The sequence below is a fragment of the Streptomyces sp. iso_384 genome (genome assembly GCF_056172905.1).
On the sequence record NZ_JBWBTT010000001.1, the window covers coordinates 4,007,678 to 4,024,292 of the forward strand.

General features: G+C 71.5%; 12 protein-coding genes and 3 pseudogenes. 3 read left to right on the top strand and 12 right to left on the bottom strand.

The features are described from left to right. Positions 1–148: 148 nt before the first annotated feature. Both AC0VY3_RS17855 and AC0VY3_RS17860 read right to left on the bottom strand, forming a co-directional pair. Positions 149–571 carry a hypothetical protein gene (locus AC0VY3_RS17855; protein WP_475550014.1) on the bottom strand — a complete coding sequence of 141 codons (423 nt, stop codon included), beginning with the start codon at positions 569–571 and terminating at the stop codon, positions 149–151. An 85-nt stretch (positions 572–656) separates the two neighbouring features. Then, positions 657–1,183 (bottom strand): annotated as a pseudogene (locus AC0VY3_RS17860) (transposase). Between the two features lie 2 nt (positions 1,184–1,185). Between AC0VY3_RS17860 and AC0VY3_RS17865 the strand changes: the two are divergent. Next, positions 1,186–1,377 carry a hypothetical protein gene (locus AC0VY3_RS17865; protein WP_308462594.1) on the top strand — a complete coding sequence of 64 codons (192 nt, stop codon included), beginning with the start codon at positions 1,186–1,188 and terminating at the stop codon, positions 1,375–1,377. A gap of 234 nt (positions 1,378–1,611) precedes the next feature. Here the strand turns inward: AC0VY3_RS17865 and AC0VY3_RS17870 are convergent, their stop codons facing one another. Further along, on the bottom strand, positions 1,612–2,091 hold the full coding sequence (locus AC0VY3_RS17870; RefSeq protein WP_475550015.1) for a hypothetical protein: 480 nt from the start codon (positions 2,089–2,091) through the stop codon (positions 1,612–1,614). A gap of 55 nt (positions 2,092–2,146) precedes the next feature. Beyond that, positions 2,147–2,764, bottom strand: coding sequence for a hypothetical protein (locus tag AC0VY3_RS17875; RefSeq protein WP_146065973.1), 618 nt, complete (start codon positions 2,762–2,764; stop codon positions 2,147–2,149). 515 nt (positions 2,765–3,279) lie between these two features. Between AC0VY3_RS17875 and AC0VY3_RS17880 the strand changes: the two genes are divergently transcribed. Further along, positions 3,280–3,906 (top strand): hypothetical protein, encoded by a 627-nt coding sequence (locus AC0VY3_RS17880; RefSeq protein WP_475550016.1) that lies wholly within the window; start codon positions 3,280–3,282, stop codon positions 3,904–3,906. Between the two features lie 377 nt (positions 3,907–4,283). Here AC0VY3_RS17880 and AC0VY3_RS17885 read toward each other — a convergent pair whose 3' ends face one another. The 8 genes and pseudogenes from AC0VY3_RS17885 to AC0VY3_RS17920 form a co-directional block, all read right to left on the bottom strand. After that, on the bottom strand, positions 4,284–4,847 hold the full coding sequence (locus AC0VY3_RS17885) for a P-loop NTPase family protein (protein WP_103512666.1): 564 nt from the start codon (positions 4,845–4,847) through the stop codon (positions 4,284–4,286). Between the two features lie 616 nt (positions 4,848–5,463). Then, positions 5,464–5,682, bottom strand: a pseudogene (locus AC0VY3_RS17890) (helix-turn-helix domain-containing protein); the annotation flags it as partial. A gap of 16 nt (positions 5,683–5,698) precedes the next feature. Further along, positions 5,699–6,244 (bottom strand): DUF6879 family protein, encoded by a 546-nt coding sequence (locus AC0VY3_RS17895; RefSeq protein ID WP_475550017.1) that lies wholly within the window; start codon positions 6,242–6,244, stop codon positions 5,699–5,701. Next, the gene (locus AC0VY3_RS17900; protein WP_475550018.1) at positions 6,201–6,479 is read right to left on the bottom strand and encodes a hypothetical protein; all 279 of its coding nucleotides are present in this window, start codon (positions 6,477–6,479) and stop codon (positions 6,201–6,203) included. The genes AC0VY3_RS17895 and AC0VY3_RS17900 overlap by 44 nt, the downstream gene beginning before the upstream one ends. Positions 6,480–6,657: 178 nt before the next feature. Next, positions 6,658–11,049, bottom strand: coding sequence for a caspase, EACC1-associated type (locus AC0VY3_RS17905; protein WP_475550019.1), 4,392 nt, complete (start codon positions 11,047–11,049; stop codon positions 6,658–6,660). Then, positions 11,046–11,519, bottom strand: coding sequence for an effector-associated constant component EACC1 (locus AC0VY3_RS17910; RefSeq protein WP_103512661.1), 474 nt, complete (start codon positions 11,517–11,519; stop codon positions 11,046–11,048). Before AC0VY3_RS17910 ends, AC0VY3_RS17905 begins: the two co-directional genes overlap by 4 nt. Before the next feature lie 340 nt (positions 11,520–11,859). After that, positions 11,860–12,864: pseudogene (locus tag AC0VY3_RS17915) on the bottom strand (peptidase); the annotation flags it as partial. 412 nt (positions 12,865–13,276) lie between these two features. After that, on the bottom strand, positions 13,277–14,155 hold the full coding sequence (locus AC0VY3_RS17920) for an alpha/beta fold hydrolase (protein WP_103512660.1): 879 nt from the start codon (positions 14,153–14,155) through the stop codon (positions 13,277–13,279). Positions 14,156–14,290: 135 nt separating this feature from the next. On the opposite strand from AC0VY3_RS17920, the gene AC0VY3_RS17925 reads away from it, so the two are divergent. After that, positions 14,291–16,228 (top strand): BTAD domain-containing putative transcriptional regulator, encoded by a 1,938-nt coding sequence (locus AC0VY3_RS17925; protein WP_475550020.1) that lies wholly within the window; start codon positions 14,291–14,293, stop codon positions 16,226–16,228. Positions 16,229–16,615: the final 387 nt, after the last annotated feature.

Below are 16,615 nucleotides of genomic sequence, written 5' to 3' on the forward strand. Positions count from 1 at the left end.
GCCGGGTTCGTCGGCGACGTCGCCGCGGGGTTGCCTGGCTCGGCGGCTGGGAGCTTGGTGTTCCCGGCGTCGGCGAGGAAGTCGACGTCGGCGGCCGGTGCCGGATCGGGGGCAGCGGGCGCCAGAGCCAGGTCGCTCGTGGCGTCGGCTACGGAGTGGGCGGGCGGGGCGGGCTTGTGCAGCAGCGCCGTGTACCAGTACACCGTCGGCCAGGCGCAGCCTCGCGGGTGAGGCGGAGCTGGGTGTGGGCAGCAATCACGAGCCGCGTCCACCGGTCCGCGGCCTCGGGTGAGCGGAGCTTGGGACAAGTCCAGCCGAGGGTTTGCTTGATCATGCGGAAGGTGTGTTCCAGATCGAACCGGCGGAGGAATGCCTGCCAGCGCAGGTCAACATCCGTGCCGGTCATCCCGGCCCGGGAGGACCACAGCCATAGAGGCAGCGGATCGTGGCCGCCGGGCAGACGATCGACCTGAAGGCGGATCAGCGTGCCCTCGGTGACGGGCGGTGCGTCGGTGTGCTCGATCCACGCGCTGCGGGTGGTGAGCCGGGGGTGGAGGCGGTCGAAGGCCATAGCTCTCGCGTTGCCGTACCGGTCCGTGACCTGCACGGTTTCCTGGTCGGACTCGCCCCAGGTGTCCGGTTTGGCGAAGCGGAACTCACCCCCGCTTGGGCGGGCGCCCGCCGCCGGGGTGGGGCCGGTGGAACTCCTCGCGGATGGATGCGGGGCAACGCATCACCCGGTCCGTACGCATCCGTCCCAGCACCTCCACCGGAAGTCCGGCCAGGAGGTAGGCCATGCGCGGAACGTCGTAACCGGCGTCGAAGACGACCAGGATCTCCGGGTCCCCCTGTTCCCACTGGCTCGTCCACCACACGGCGGACCTGGTCGGCGGTGACCTCGGCGAACATCGTCGTCGGGGCCGAGTCGGACGGCGTCCAGCAGCTGGCACCGGGAGGTGCGGCCGGTCTCCAGGGCGGCGACGAACGAGTACGGCCAGCCGGGAACGAACTGGTCACTGGAGCGTCCCGAGCGTCCGTAGACGTGACAAAACAGCCGGTCCGGGTTGCACGGGGCGTCCGGCCGCAGCCAGTTGGTCACGTCGACCGCCAGGACGAGGCGGTTGTCGGCCGCTTTGGGTCGCGGCAGCACCGCCAGCGCATGCCGCAACCCGGTCAGGGGCACGCATGTTCTCCGGCGAGGTCGCTTGCCATCGGCCCGTGCTGGTCGACGGCACCCCGGGCCACATGTCCTGGCGCCCCGACGGGACCCCTCTCTCCCTCATCGCCTTCACCGTCACCGAAGGCCGAATCACCGGCATCCGCATTGTCGTCGACCCGGCCAAACTGGCCTCGATCCATCTACCCGCCGAGACCTGAGCCGGTGTCGGACACCTCGCACAACAACAGGACGGTGCCCAGTGCGATTCACCGGATACGCAGGGTGTGGGCGAGCAGGCCGGTGCCGCGTACTGGCGTTTGTGGTGTCAGCCCGCGCGGACTGATTCCCAGCGTTGCGGCGATCTCTGGGGCCATGTCGCGCCCGCCCCACTTCCACTCGTCCTCGGCCTCGCTGCCTCTGGTGCTCTCGTCCCAGGTCGGCGAGAGTCCGAGTTACTCCCGACGGGCCCCCTCCAGTGGGAGCGGCCCTCCCAGCGTGAAGAGCGCGTCTTCGTCGGGCACCCCGGTTTCGCAGTACCGCCGCACCACGACGCCGTCCTCGGCGATGAGCCAGGCCGACCCGTCACCCTGCTCCCCGTAGTAGTACGCCTGCGCCTGGCCGTACCGGCTGCTGAGATCAACGCACAGTCGCAGCATCTCGTCACTCGTTTCGTCGTCGCACGGATCGCACCAGGGGCCGATAACCAGCGTCCATCCGTCGACCTCAGGACTAACGTAGACCCGGGCGAGCCCATCGGTCCCTCCATGGCCATCGTCTTCGATGACGGCAGCGGCCTCCGCGAACGTCACGGACCTCGACCGGGTGAGACCCAGGGTTGCCATGACCCCCGTCTGGTCGCCGGTCGGCACCGCGATCCAGTACAGCCAACACGTGGTCAGAGGCAGTGGCTGGTCGTCCGTCGAGATCTGCACAATCGCACGATGCCATGACGGAATCCCCGCCCGGATCTGAGGCTAGAACTCAAGCTCAGGGATACGAGACCCGCAGGCTCTTGACCTCGCCGGAGGGAAGAGCCCAGCTGGCGGAGGCGAAGTACTCGTCGGCGCCGCTGCCGACGCGCATGGTCGTGCCCGTCCAGTTCGTGCTGCGCCGCGTGCAGGACGGCTCGCACAGATTTTTGGTCTGGGAGTTGCCCGTGCCGTCGTGGACGTGGCCGACCCGGACCCACCGCGGCTCGATCCACTGGCCGGAGGCAGGCTTGACCACGATCTGCCCGCGCTCGTGCGCGTTCATGCGGTAGCTGCGTTCATGCCGGTTCACGCAGACCTCGCCCGCGCTGTACGTCACGCACCGGCCGGCGACCTTGTTCCACTTGCTCCACGAGGCACCGAGATACAGGGGCTCGCCGACCGTCGTGGCCCGGGCGACATACGCACCCGCGGTCGTCTCGACCGGGGACCAGGCGGACGCCCAGGCCGCGGTCTTCGCGGTGCACCCGCCGGAGCAGAGATCCTTGAGGACCCCGTACATGCTCCACGAGTAGGTGGTCGGCGTGATCGACTGGCCGGAGGCGGGGGTGACAGTCAGTCGCCCGCGGTAGCCGGTGACGGCCCGCCAGCCCGCGGCAAGCGGTGGCCCGCGCACCCGCCGAGCGGAGGAAGGTGAAGGACGCAGCGCGGCAGCGACTGCCGGTTCAGGCGCGGTACCAGGGGGTGGGCGGTGGAGCGCTGCACGGTGTGGAAGCGGCCTGGCTTGTTGGCAGACGGCGCTGATGTCGCTCTGCGTGAACACTGTGCGGATTGAGTGTTGATCGGTGTGGGAGCCTGATGGTCGTAGTGTCCGCCCGTGATGGTGTGGGGTCCTTGGGGCCGCTGTCGTGGGCGCAGCCCCAGCCGCCGTCCTGGTCGTGGGGAGGGCGCAGGGCACGTCGCAGCGGGCGACGTGCCGGTTTGATCCCGGTCGTCCGGGCGGCGAGCGGGAGGTCGGCGGCAGGGCGTCCGGTGTGCGGGCGCCCGGTTTGCGGGCGTCAGGTTTGCGGGCGTCAGGCGTGGACGGTGCCACAGGTCGCGAGGTCGCGGATTGGTAAAGTCTCATTGACGCCCTCGAGTCGCGATGTAAGGATCCTCGCCAACTACGCCATGGGCCGTAAGGGGATCAGGTTGGCTGCCGAGCACAGGCCCAGACCCGCACTGTCGGCCACGATCGCCGGCGTCCTCCTGCTCGCCGGTCTTGCCCTCGCCGCCCTTCTGCTGCCCGGCAAGCTGGAGAAACAGCAGGCGTACGATTCGGCGCCCGCATGTCCGACCGCGGAGCCCGCACCGGGCTGCCTGTCACAGACGCCGGTCACGCTCGTCGACAAGGAGCGCCGGAACTCGAGCAAGGGCCGCCCCCATTACATGCTGCTCTCCCGCGACGGCAGCCCGTCGCAGTGGGTGCGGATGGGCGGAGGGAGTCACCCGGTCTACAGCGCCGCCCAGCCCGGCGACACCGTCACCGCCACTTACTGGGGCGGCCAGATAGTCGAGGTCGCCTTCCAGGGCCAGCGGGAGACCTCCGCGCAGGAACCGGACCACAACTTCACGGGGTTCCTCTTCCTGACCTCGCTCCTTCTCGGTGCCGGCGGCTTCGCCACGGTCGTCGCCGTCCGGCACCTCGGGGGCAGAACGCTGCTGAATCCGGACATCAAACCGCTGGCAGCGATGGGTGTCGGCGTGGGCACGCTCGCCGGCGGCCTCCTCGGCACCGCCACTGTCACCGGCGTCCTGAAGGCCCTGCTCACCCGTTGAAGACCCGGGGAATCCAGGATGAAGAGCGCTCAGCCCTCCTGCACGTTCCTCCACGACCTTCTACCGGATAACACCAACTCGGCCTCCGGATCGAACGGTTACACGCCGTGATCAGTGGTTGCCAGAGGCCACTCGAGCGAGCCCTGACACAACTGCCGACAATGATCGCCGGCACGATCGGCGAAGTCGCCACCTGGCCGAAGGAAGAGTCTTCCATGGCAACACTGCCAAGCGCTGGGAACCCACAGCAGCAGGTGGCAGTGCCAAGAGCCGACGGACGCGCTGCTGGACACCTTTTGCGCACGGCCGCGCGGCACCGGCTGGTCGAGGCAGTACCGTCCCCAGCTCATGCGGCGGGCAGGGGGCCGGTTGCGGGCTCAGCGGTCGACCGGGGCGATCTCGTCCAGCCCGCTCTCGTGCAGGATCTGCGCGATGGTGTCCTGCGGGGAGCTATCAGCCCCGATGACGGTCTCCAGGCAGTCGGGCAGGAGGTCTTTGTCCCGGTACCAGTCGCGGAGGTGATCGGGGGTGACCTGCTGGAGGTACGCGGCATCCGGCTTCGTCGCGTGCCGTCGCACCGTTTCCGCGTACGGCACATCGAGGTAGTAGCAGCGTGAAACACCGCGGTGGGCGCGCACCAGTTCGTGGAGCATGGGGCCGTAGCGGTCGGCGTAGAGAATGCCCTCGACGACTACGTGGAAGCCGTTGTCCAGGGCGTAGCGGGTGGTGAGGTCGATCAGGCCGATGTTGGCGGCGCCGGGCTGGTCGCGTTCGCGGAGCACGATCCGGCGGAGGTTGTCCTGGCCCACGATGGCGAGGTTGCGGCCGAACTTCTCGCGCAGGCCGGCCGCGACGGACGACTTGCCCGAGGCGCTGTTCCCGCGGACCACGATCAGACGCGTTTCCTCGGTACCCACGGTGTTATGGGCGGCCTCAGTCACGGATTCTCATCCCATCCCCAGATCAACCGTTCGTCGTGTGTGTCGCCATATCCCGATGAGGGCTGGGCAGAGACGGGGTCTTCAGTCATCAGCAGTTCCTCCTCGAGAATGCCTTCATGCTCGCTGCGTACGCAGCGAGCATTGGTCGCCTCTACGGACGGCCCACCCATGCGTGGTGATTGAGGGCGACATGCAGCTGCTCGCGAGCGCGGCCGCGCAGGACGCCGACGCGCGTACGTCCCTCGAGGAGCTGCAGTCCGTTGTCCGCCGGGTCCAGGAGGCGCCGGGCCATCAGGAGCGGCCGTCGCAGCCAGGTCCCGTGCTCTTCCCGGTGCCGGCCGATTTCTGGGGGCCGGACCGCGACCCGGTGCACCGGATGGGCGACGTAGCTCTCGATGCAGCCGACGTCGGGCTTCCCCGTCTGCATGGTGTGGAAGTCCGCAACGGGGATGCTCTCCAGCTGCCAGGTGATGTGCCGAAGATCGATGGTGCCGTAGTCGTGCACGAAAGCGCCGTTGTCACCGCGCTCGAAGAGGAACTGCTCCAGGACGTCGTCCGGCCAATGCAGGGCGGCCAGTGCCGGGTCGGAGCGGAATCGGTCGAAGCTGAGGACGCCGGCCTGGTCGTCCGCGTCGCACGCCGCGCACCAGGCGCGGATGTCCGCGTCGGAGGGCGGGGCGTCGCCCTTCTGGATGCAGGTGGTCTTCGCGGGGTGCCAGCCGCACCGGGCGGAGAGTTCCTTCCCGGTGAGGCAGGCGTCCTTGCGCAGGTGCTGCAAGCGCACGGCCAGCGCCTCACGGGCTGCTTGTGCGCTGGAGGATGGAGAGGCGGTCATAGGGCTGCTCAGTGTCCTAGACGGTGTACTTCTCGTGCGGGATGCCGCGTTCCCAGACCGTCTCGAAGGCGGTGTGGGACAGCGCGACGGCGGCCGGGGCGGTGGTGCGTTCCTTGCCGTCAGCTGCCCAGTCGTCGGTGCCGGTGAAGTGGTGGAACTGCACGAGCCGGTCGTCCAGGAGCCAGAAGTCGTTGCCGGGCAGGGCGATGTCGGCGGCCCGGCGGCGAGGCAGACACCGCACGTCTTCACCGACCTGGAGGTTGAGCGGGGTGATGGCGTGCTCGTAGCGGATGTAGTCGGTGACCGGCGCGGAGACGATCCGCGCCCGGCGCATCACCATGCCGCGGGCGACCGCGTCCTTGACGAGCGGCATCCACTGCGGCCAGAACGAGCAGGCCGGGTCGAGGTTGGGGGCGCCGGTGCGCAGGAAGTTCTCGAAGTCGTCGGCTTCGTCGCCGACGGCGGACAGGTCACGCATCTCCGGGTGGACCGCCGTGTGGTGGGTGTCGGCGAGCAGCTCAGCGAACGTCGCGGTGTTCAGCGCTTGCGCGTTCAGCGGCATCGCACGCCTCCCTCAGAATCTGCACCATGTGGATCGGGATCCGGATCACCCGCTCACGCGGCGGGATCCCCGTCTTGTGGCCGACCACCCACCCGGTGGAGCCGACCAGGGTTTTGAGGAGGGCGTCGGCTTTCTCGCCCCTCACGACCAAGTCCGCGCTCTCCTCTTCCACCAACACCGTCGGCGACCCTTCGCCGCCGGTGTCGGGGTCGATCCCGACGAACCGTAGCGTCATCACGTACTCCCCTGTGACTCAGTTGCGCATAGTTGCGCAGACCGTCCCGCAGGCCGGGACCGGCGTCACGGGAGCCTCCCCTGCCACGCAGGCGCCGGGGGTCCTCGTCCGGCCCCTTGAAGTCCTTCCAGGCGTCGCGCACCCGGCGGGCCGAGGTGCGGGGCGGGGCCCCGGAGCCTCAGGTGGTCGGGCAGGTCTCGCGGAACGGCGTGTCCGGGACGTACCGCGGCCACTCGAAGGGCTTGGCCAGGCCGCCGTCCGCGACACGGCAGGCCATGGCGACGGGGTCGGCCGCGATCGCCGGGGCGTCGCCGAGGTCCCAGAGGTATGCGGTGCCGGAGCTGAGGGTGATCAGTGTGCGGCCGTCCGCTCCGAACAGCGCGTCGGTCACATGGGCGGGGTGGTGGATGGGGCGGACGACGTGCGGATGGCGGAGGTCGGCGGCGCCCCACAGGACGACGGCTGCTGTTCTCCCGTTCTCGGTCCCGGCCAGCAGCGATCCGTCCGGGTGGAAGGCCAGCACCGTTCCGTCGATGTCACCCGCCGCTCGCGGGGTGTCCGGGGGCCGGACGTCCCACAACTGGTCGTCGACCGCCGCGACGGAGCCGTCGGGGCTGAACGCCCCGCGGGAGGGCGGGATGGTCAGACCGTCGTCCGGCAGTCGTACGGGGCCACGACCGCGACGGCCCGGCCCGTCGGCCGGGACGTCCCACAGGGCGACACCGTCGTCCGCCAGGGGGACCAGGAGACGGCGTCCGTCGGGGGCGAACGCCAGGGAGTCCGTACAGGAGACGTCGGAAAGTGAGCCGACCACGGTCGTGCCGGGCAGGTCGGAGACGTCCAGGAGGCGCAGCTCTTCCTCGCAGAGGGCCAGCAGGGACGCCTTGGGCGAGAAGCGCACCTGCGGGCCCCACCCCTCCGAGGACAGGGGGGTCTCAAGCAGGCGGCGGGGCCGGTCGGGGTCGGCGACGTTCCACACCTCGACGGCCTCGGAGAAGACCGCGGCGAGCAGTGTTCCGTCGGCGCTGAATGAGAGATCACTCGAACCGCCCTCGTGGGCAGGCACCGTGCCGGTGTGTTCGGGATGCGAGCGGTCCCGGACGTCCCAGAGCTTGATCCCCTCCCTCGCGTTGAAGGCGAGCGTTGAGCCGTCCGGTGTCGCCGCCAGCGACAACGCCCGGAGGCCGGTCCGGACCGTGCCCACCACCCGGGCGGCGGACGTGAAGTCCCAGTGGGTGAGCGTGTTGCCGCCCACTGTGCGCAGCGTGCGTCCGTCCGCGCCGAACGCCGCGGCCTCGATCCGCCGGTTCGGCCCGCCCAGACTGTGCTCCCGCACCGGCTCCCCGGGGTCGGTGATGTCCCATACGTCGACGACCCCGTTGAAACTGCTGGTGGCCAGCCGGCGTCCGTCCGGTGAGAACACGACACCGGTGAAAAAGGATGCCGTCGCGGGCCACTCGGCGAGCACCTCGACCCTCCCCCGTGGCAGGACGCGGAACACGGTGACATCGCGGGACCACACCGTGACCAGCAGTCGTCCGTCCGGGCTGAAGGCCGTGATCCGGTCCGCGGGAATGCGGTCGCCGGGCTTCGGCCGGCCGGGATCCGCAATGTCCCAGACCCGGACGCCCATGGACTCGATGCGGCTGTCCGCGACCGTTGCGAGGGTGCGGCCGTCCGGGCCGAACATCACACTGTCGGCTTCGTTCACGCCCCTGGTGACCGACATCAGCCGGGGCCGCTGACGGTCCACCAGGTCCGACAGGTCCCACAGCACCAGCGCGCCGCGCTCGTCGGGTGCGTCCCCGCCCCCGGCGGCGTCCGAGGTGTTCGCGCTGTCCGGCCGGACAACAGCCGCGAGCACGGTGCCCCGCTCGTCCAACGCCACTGCCCGCGTGGTTCCCGGCAGGCTCGCGTCTCGCGGTGAGGGAAGGCGCTGCGGCCCGTCGCGCCCGCCGAGCCCTGTGAGGTCCCACAGCGCCACCCCGTCCTGGCAGGTCGCGGCGAGCAGGTCGCCGTCCGGTCCGCCGAAGGCCATGGCGCCCGCGCCGATCGGATCCAGGCACGGCAGCCGTGCGAGCCGCGACACCTCCTCGGGATCGTCGCCGACACGCCACAGCGACACCTCGTCCGCGCTTCGGGTGGCCAGCATCAGGCCGTCAGGGCTGAACACCGGCCCGGCGCCGTAGAACGTGCGGCTGCCCCGGAACGGACCGGACAGGGTCTGGGACAGGCTGCGCCGGGCCTCCACCGAAGCATTCAGTTCGTGGGCGGCCAGGCCCAGCCGCAGCGCGGTCTGCGGGTCCGCCGTACGCATTGTCTCGGCCTGCGCCAACAGGGCGCGGGCAGTGGCCAGTTCCTGCTGTTCCCGCGCCTCGTGCCACTGCCGCACCGCCACCACCGTTGCGGCGACCGTCACCACCAGGGCCAGCGCCAGCGCCATGAGCCCCCGCTGCAAATTCTTACGCCGCCGCGCCTGACGGAGCCGTTCACGCTCGGCCGCTTCCTCGGCGGCAGCCAGGAAGTCGCGTTCCCTGGCCGGAAGAGCGGCCCTGCCAGGCAGCGCCAGCACAGCCTGGAGCCTGCTGCCGCGGTGCAGAAAGGCCGCGTCCCGACCGGCGGCGTCCCACTCTTCGGCGGCCGTGCGCACCTGCTGGCGCAGCAGCAGCGTGGCGGCGTCCTCCTTGATCCAGTCTGCCAGCCTCGGCCACGCCCGCAACAGCGCCTCGTGAGCGAGCTGCGCGGTGTCGCGGCCGACGGTCAGCAGGCGAGCGCGGGCGAGACGGTCACGGATCTTCTCCGTGCCCTCCGGCAGGTCGGCGAGCGGGACCCGATGGCGCGGCACGGGCGCGCCACCGTCCCGCGGCAGGTGGACGAGGCTCAGCAGCAGCTCGCGGACCCTGCGCCGCCCCTCGTCGTCCAGCGCTGAGCAGAGGCGTTCTCCGGTGGTGGCCACCGACTCCCAGATGCCGCCGGTGGCCTGGTATCCGGCCAGGGTGAGCCGTACGCCGCTTCGCCGCAGCCAGGTCTCCCGCAGCGCGTGGGCGAGGAAGGGAGTCGCACCGCCGGCGTCGGCCGTTGGGCGGCCTTCGCGCAGGTCATGCAGCAGCCGGTCCGTCAGGCCGGGCTCCAGCACGAGGCCGACGGCGGCGGCAGGGCCCTCGACGGCGGCGCGTAACTCCCGGTCCCGCATCGGCGGCACTGTGACCGCGCGGGCCAGGGCGGGTTCAAGGCCGGGATGTTCGAGGCAGCTTCCGTAGTGGTCGGCGCGCAGCCCGAGGACCACCTGCGGCCCGCCGCGGGACCCGCTGGTGAGGGCGGTGACGAAGGCGGCGCGTTCACCGGGGTCGGGGCAGCGGGTGAAGACCTCCTCGAACTGGTCGACCACCAGCAGCCAGCAGGTCGCGCGTCCGGGCGCCGGGCCCGGGAGGCGGCCCGCCGCCAGGCTCGCCCGCACCTCGTCCGGCTGCCGTCCGGTGGCCGACGCCCAGGCGTGCGCCAGCGTGTCGAGGGGGCGCTCCCCGGGTGCGGGGACGAGCAGGGTGGGACGGCGTGATTCCCGGGCCTCGAGCCCGGCGAGCAGCCCGGCGCGCAACAGGGAGGACTTCCCGGCTCCCGAGGCGCCGACGAGCACGACCGGCACGCCGTCCTCCCGGCCATTCCCCTCGACGGCGTCGATCAGCCGGACTGTGAGTTCCGCGCGTCCGAAGAAGTGCCCGGTGTCCTCGGTGCGGAAGGGCTCAAGGCCGGGGTAGGGGCACAGCACGTCTGCGGGCGGCTCGGCCTGGGCGGGCCGCCCGCTGTCGGGGACGTACGCGCGGTTGCGGGTGAGGAGGAGCGAACCCAGGGAACCTTCGCTGCGCCGGGCGGGTCGCACCCGCCGGTCCTCCGCGAACTCCCGCTCCAGCGCGGTGTGCAGGTCGTCGAGGCTCAGCCAGGGCGGCCCGGCGGGGTCACCCTGGGTGAGCAGCCGCAGCAGCCGGCCGCTGAACAGGGTGTGCCGGTCTCCGTCCGGGGCGAAGGAAAGCGCGTAGTGCGAGGCCGAGCTGAGGAGAAAGCTGCCGCGGGGGCGGGCGGACTCGAACGGCCCCCGGGTGCCGCCGTCCGACGGGGGTGCCTCGGCGCGCCCGGAGAAGCAGCAGTCCAGGATGACCAGGCTGCCGTGCGGCGCCTCACCGAGCAGGTCGCGAAGCGTCCGGTAGGGCACCGCGGGCGCGATCTGCCGGGCGGACCGGCAGGCACGCGTGGCCAGGTACAACTCGTCGCGCGGGCCTAGCAGTCCGTGCCCGACGTAGTAGAACAACACCGGCCCGTCGCCCCGTTCGACGGCCTTCTCGACGGCGTCGATCACTTCGGACGGCCCCGCCGCGGCGGGGACCCGCACCATCTGCCGGGGATCCATGCCGCAGGCCTCGCTCAGCACGAGCTGAACATCGTCGAGGGTGGCGTCGACCGACGGCAGGTCCGGGAGTTCCGCTCCGGGAACTTGGATGCCGGTTCCGAAGAGAACGGCGTGCGCTCCCGGGGCGGTGAGGGCGCCACCTGTCGTCCCGGTGCTGCCGTCTGTCATCCCGAGGCGTCCGGGTCCCGCCGCGGGTCGTCCGTGGTGTCCCCTCCTCTTCGGGGCTCGTCCGGTGTGTCCGCGCTCCCCGGGGGCACCGCGGGGGGCGCGCCGTGCTCCGGGGGCCGGGCGAGGCGTTCGGCCAGCGCGGCTGCCTCCTCGGGGCTCATGGCGCGGGCCTGGCGGGAGGAGATGGTGATCTCGGTGCCATCCGGACGGATCACCGTGACGGTGTGGCTGCTGCGGCGGGTCTGCACCCACGCGACCATCGCGCCCGCGAACGCGGCTGCGACGCCACCGGGCTCCAGAAGAGCCACCAGCGCGTCGGCCGCAGGGCCCATCGTCCGGGCGGACCCGTCATCCCGCTCCCGACGGTCGACCCGGCCCCGCAGTTCCGGCACGTCCAGCAGCCAACTCCGTAGCTCCGCGTGGCCGTTGCCCTCGCCCGCGTCGTCCTGGACGGTCACCGTCAGACGCATCCTCGTCCCCCTTCGGACGCTTGGCTCACCCTCGCGTACAGGCTATCGGCCGGGCGGCAGCTCGGTAGCTCGCTCGGCGGAACGTGCGACCCGCCGGAGCCGGCGGTCACAGCGGGGCGCCCTGCGGGCCGCCCTCGACGTGCCGCGCGTTCCTCTGCCGCCCGGCGAGGCAGGCCAGCTGCCACAGCGAGGGATCGCTGCCCGCACCGGATGGTCGGGGTGCGACGCGGTCTCAGCTTGTCCCACCCGGCCTGTGGCAGCGCCCGCGGCGGCCTGGCCGACGTCAACGCGGGGCGGAGACGTCGGCGTCAAGGGCGTGCCGTCAACTCTGCCGGACAGCGGAGCCGCTGGCGGTGCCGGCGCCCTTGCCCGTATCGATCAGGATCTGCGCGGTGTCGTTGGCCGCGTTCTGGTCGAAGGGGCGCTCCTGACCGGTGAAGGCGACCTCGCCGGTGGTGCGGCCGACGGCCTTGTCGATGCGCAGGACGAAGGGATAGCTCTCACCGCCGTCCACGTCGACCCAGGACTGGGAGGTGCCGCAGCGGTAGTGGGTCTCGGTGACCGCGTCGCAGTAGCCGTGGGCCTTGACGACGGAGGTGCCCTTCGGGATGTGGACGTCGACGGTGGTGACGCTCTCGTCGCGGTTGCCCTGGACGCGGGCGGGGCCCTTGTTGGCGAACTTCACCGTCGCGGTGACCTTGTCGCCCACCTTGCCCTTCGCCTCGGCGCCGGTCAGGGCGAAGTCGGCGGTGTTCGCAACGTTCACGCCGGCTTGGGCAACGGGCTCGGGGTGGTTCTGCCGGTCGGTGTCGGTGGCCGGAGCCTTCTGCACGAGGGTGAGCAGGTCGCCTGTGCCCGGCACGGGGTCGCTGGAGCCGCCGTCGCCCGGGTCCGGCGCGTCGGTGCCGATCGTCACCCGCAGATCCTCGCGGAACGCGGAGCCGAGCGCCTTGAGCGAGACGGGCTTCGCCGTGCCGTAGACGACACCCGGCTTCAGCGGCTGGTCGATCTTGCAGGAAGCGACGTTCGACGCGGGCATCTCGTCGTACGAGGGGACGGTGTAGTACGTGCAGTTCTTGTACGTCTCGTCCGCCTTCAGGCCCGACGACACCGCGTAGGTCACCCAAACCTCGGGGACCACCGCCGTCCCCTTGTTGAGGAAGGTCAGCGGGGTCGAGAGCGAGCTTCCGGGCTGAACCCCCTCGACCGGCGCGATCGTCCCGACACCGAGATCCGGCTCCGGGGCGGCGGCGAACGCCGGCACGGCGGCCACCGCCACCAGCGCTGCGGCTGCGGCGGCGGTACCGCCGCGCAGGATACGGCTACGGGAATCTGAGATACGCATGCAAGTCCTTCAATCGTGGGGCTGATGGGGCTGATGGGGCTGGTGGGACTGATGGGGCTGAGAACAACGAACAGCGGTCCCTCACATCTCAAGACAGGCGCCTAGCAAGGCGGGTTGTGCCCGCCGGACCCACCGTGACAGAACACGGACATGAACGATCAGAACCGGCCACGAACTACCAACCGAGGCGCCATCAAGGACGAACCCGCTCCCGGCACCGCCGGCTGGGATTCCTCTTCTCGATCCGGTCAACAGCCGACCGCAGCTCGTCCTGCTCCCCCGGGCCGCTCGGGAACGAGGACGGCGTCGTGGTGGGCGACCAGGAGTTCGAGCAACGCCGCTTGCTGACGCGCGCGCCGGCCATGGGCCAACAGGATCTCGGGGCTCGGTCTCCTCTGGCCCGGGCAGGGGCTCAGCGGAGCAGCAGGTCGCGGATCGCCTCGGTGATTTCGTCGGGCGCCTCCTCGGCCATGAAGTGTCCGGCGCTGGTCAGTCGGTGCTCCAGGTCCGGCGCCCATGCGTGCCAGACTTCGGCGGCGTCGTAGCCCAGTCGCGCGCCCCAGTCCTGCTGGAGGACGGTCACGGGCATGGCGAGCTGCGAACCGGCGTCCTGGTCCGCCTGGTCGTGTGCCACGTCGATGCCCGCCGAGGCTCGGTAGTCGGCGACGATCGAGGGGACGGCCGCGGCGCTCGCTCGCAGGTAGGCGGACCGGACGGGGTCCGGCATGGCGGCCGGGTTGCCGGCCCAGGCGTCGAGGAAGGAGCCGAAGAAGGCGTCGGCGCTGTTGGTGATCATCGTTTCCGGCAGCCCGGGCGGCTGTGCCATGAGGAACAGGTGGTAGCCGACCGCCGCCGGGACACCGTGCAGGACGTTCCACATGTCCAGGGTCGGCACGATGTCGAGGATGCCCAGGTGCGTGAGCGTCTCGGGATGGTCCAGTCCTGCCCGGAAGGCGACCAGGGCACCCCGGTCGTGGCCGACCAGGGCGAAGCGCTCATGGCCGAGCGCCGCCGCCAGGGCGACGACGTCGGCGGCCATGGTGCGCTTGGAGTACACCTCGGGGCCGGTGGCCGCCGGCTTGTCGCTGGCGCCGTAGCCGCGCAGGTCGGGGCAGATCACCGTGTGCTCGCCCACGAGCCGCTCGGCGACGTGCCGCCACATCAGGTGGGTCTGGGGGAAGCCGTGCAGCAGCACGACGGGGCTGCCGCTGCCGCCGACGGCTGCAGCGAGTTCCACCCCCGCGGTGCCGGGCAGACGGACGTGGTCGAAGCCGGGAATGGTCGGAGTCATGAAAGGCCCTTTCCTGGGGCGGAGGACCGGCCAAGGCCTTGGTCCGGGAGTGACAGGGCCAGCGTGGACGACGGCGATCAGCAGCCGATCAGTACGTTTCGGCGCCGCCGGGCCGCGGCACGCAGGATGGAGAACATGCGAATCGACGTCCTAGGTGCCGTGCGGGCCCTCCATGACGACGGCTCCCCGGTCGACCTGGGAGGGCCCCGCCACCGTGAGGTCCTCGCCCGGCTTGTCGCCGCCGGGGGACGGACGGTCTCCACCGACACCCTCGTGGACGACCTCTGGGCCGAGCCGCCGGTGCGGGCCCTGGGGGCGCTGCAAACGTTCATCGCCGCGCTGCGCCGCGCCATCGAACCCGACCGACCACCTCGCACCCCGCCGCAGCTCCTCGTCACGGAAGGCCCCGGCTACGCGCTGCGCCTGCCGCGCCACGCCGTGGACGTCCACCGGTTCGAAGACGCCCTGGCACGCGCCCGGCACACTGCCGATGCGCTGACCGGCCTCGACGCGGCCCTCGCATCCTGGCGTGGGGCCGCCTACGCCGACGTGACCGGCCCGGCGTGGGCGCAGCGCGAACGGGCCCGGCTGGAGGAGCTGAGGCTGGAGGGGGTGGAGCTGCGCGCCGGCCTCCTCCTCGACGCCGGATCGGGAGCCGAGCTGGTCGCCGACCTGGGTGCCCACGTCACCGAGCACCCCTGGCGTGAGCCGGCTTGGGGGCTGCTGGCCCGCGCACTGCACCGGGCGGGCCGTCAGGCGGACGCACTGGACACCCTCCGCCGCGCCCGCAGGATGCTCGCGGACCAGCTCGGGCTCGATCCCGGTGCCGGCCTCCGGCGCCTGGAGACGGACATCCTCCACGGAGCCACAGAGCTTCAGCCCTCACGTACCGTGTGGGCCGCAGGCGGACGACTCGGCCCGCGCACCACCGTCGAACTGGCCCGCACCCTGGCCCTGGCGGGTGGCGATGCCCTCATCCACGCGCGGCGCGACCGGCTCGCCGCCGTCCGAGCGGCCGAGCGCACCGGCGACATCGCCCTGACCGCCCGTGTCATCGGCGCCTACGACGTGCCCGCCCTCTGGAGCCGGGCCGACGACCCCGAGCAGTCCCGCGCCGTCGTCGCGGCGGCCAACCGCACACTCACCGCGCTCGGCACCGACGGCCCCGCCGAACTGCGCGCCCGCTTGCTGGCCACGGTCGCGGTCGAGAGCCGCACCGCCGATCTGTCCGCGGTCGAACGGAAGCGCGCCGGGCAGGCGGCGCGCGAGGCCGAGGCGCTCGCCCGGGAGCTGGGTGATCCCGCCCTGCTCGTGTTCGCCCTCAACGGCGTGTTCCTCCAGTCCTTCACCCGGCCCGGGCTCGCGGCTGCACGGGATGTGACCGGGGCCGAGATCCTCGACCTCGCCACCCGACACGAACTGCCGAACTTCGCCGTGCTGGGCCGGCTCATCCGCCTGCAGTCCGCCTCCGCTCTCGGCGACCTCGACGCCGCGACCACACACGCCGAGGCCGCCGAGCAACTCGCCGTCAGCACCGAAGCCTCTCTCGTCCCCGTACTCACCGCCTGGTTCCGGGCCCGGGTCACGGCCGCACACAGCACCGCGACGGGCGGACCGGCCGTCGCCACGGCTGCGGCGCACTACCGCGCCGCCGAAGGCGCCCTTGCCGCGACAGGGGGCATGCCGGGGCTGCACCGCGGCCTGTTCGCCCTCGCCCTCCTGGGCCTGCGCCTCCTGCACGGCCGTCCGGCGCCCACCGATCCCGCTCTCGACTGGGGCCCGTACCACCCCTGGACACGCCCCCTGGTGCTGCTCGCCCGCCACCGTGACGAAGAGGCCCGTACCGCCCTGAAGATGACGCCCGCACCACCCCTTGACCACATGCAGGAGGCACTCTGGTGCCTGACCTCCCACGCCGCCGTCCGCCTCGGCGAGCGCCCGGTGGCCGCCCGCGCCGCAACGGCCCTGCGCGCCGCGCGCTCCGAGGACGCGGGCGGAGCGAGCGGGATGCTGACGCTGGGGCCGGTGACGCGGTATCTGGCGGAGGCGGAGGCATGCGCCGACAAGAGATGACCCACCATCCTCCGTGGACCCGCTGCCCCGCACCGGAGTCGGGCTCTGGCGGAAGGAAAGGGCCCGGTTTCGAAAACCGCCCTTTCCGAGCGTGGGACGTCAGCCCGGACTCGCACCAGGACTTCCCGCCGAGGAGCGGGCGTGGCGTGCTGCTGTTGCACCACTGACGTACACGAGCGACCACCACCTCGCGAGCAAGAGCCACTCTCGGAGAGTAACGGCACATCACCCAGGGCAACGAAATCTCGTGAGGGAACCTCATCCCCGCACTTTCAGGCGGGCGGCGCAGGCGGCGGTGATCGATGAGGACCGGGGTTGCCACGTGGCCACTTAACTGGCAGCGGCACTACCGAGTCGTCACGGACCCCGTCGACACCGACGGCGTTC

Coding starts and splice junctions, on each gene's coding strand:
- AC0VY3_RS17905 (WP_475550019.1), bottom strand. CDS start 11,049: ATGACAGACGGCAGCACCGGGACGACAGGTGGCGCCCTCACCGCCCCG.
- AC0VY3_RS17895 (WP_475550017.1), bottom strand. CDS start 6,244: ATGCCGCTGAACGCGCAAGCGCTGAACACCGCGACGTTCGCTGAGCTG.
- AC0VY3_RS17900 (WP_475550018.1), bottom strand. CDS start 6,479: ATGACGCTACGGTTCGTCGGGATCGACCCCGACACCGGCGGCGAAGGG.
- AC0VY3_RS17920 (WP_103512660.1), bottom strand. CDS start 14,155: ATGACTCCGACCATTCCCGGCTTCGACCACGTCCGTCTGCCCGGCACC.
- AC0VY3_RS17910 (WP_103512661.1), bottom strand. CDS start 11,519: ATGCGTCTGACGGTGACCGTCCAGGACGACGCGGGCGAGGGCAACGGC.
- AC0VY3_RS17925 (WP_475550020.1), top strand. CDS start 14,291: ATGCGAATCGACGTCCTAGGTGCCGTGCGGGCCCTCCATGACGACGGC.
- AC0VY3_RS17855 (WP_475550014.1), bottom strand. CDS start 571: ATGGCCTTCGACCGCCTCCACCCCCGGCTCACCACCCGCAGCGCGTGG.
- AC0VY3_RS17865 (WP_308462594.1), top strand. CDS start 1,186: ATGTTCTCCGGCGAGGTCGCTTGCCATCGGCCCGTGCTGGTCGACGGC.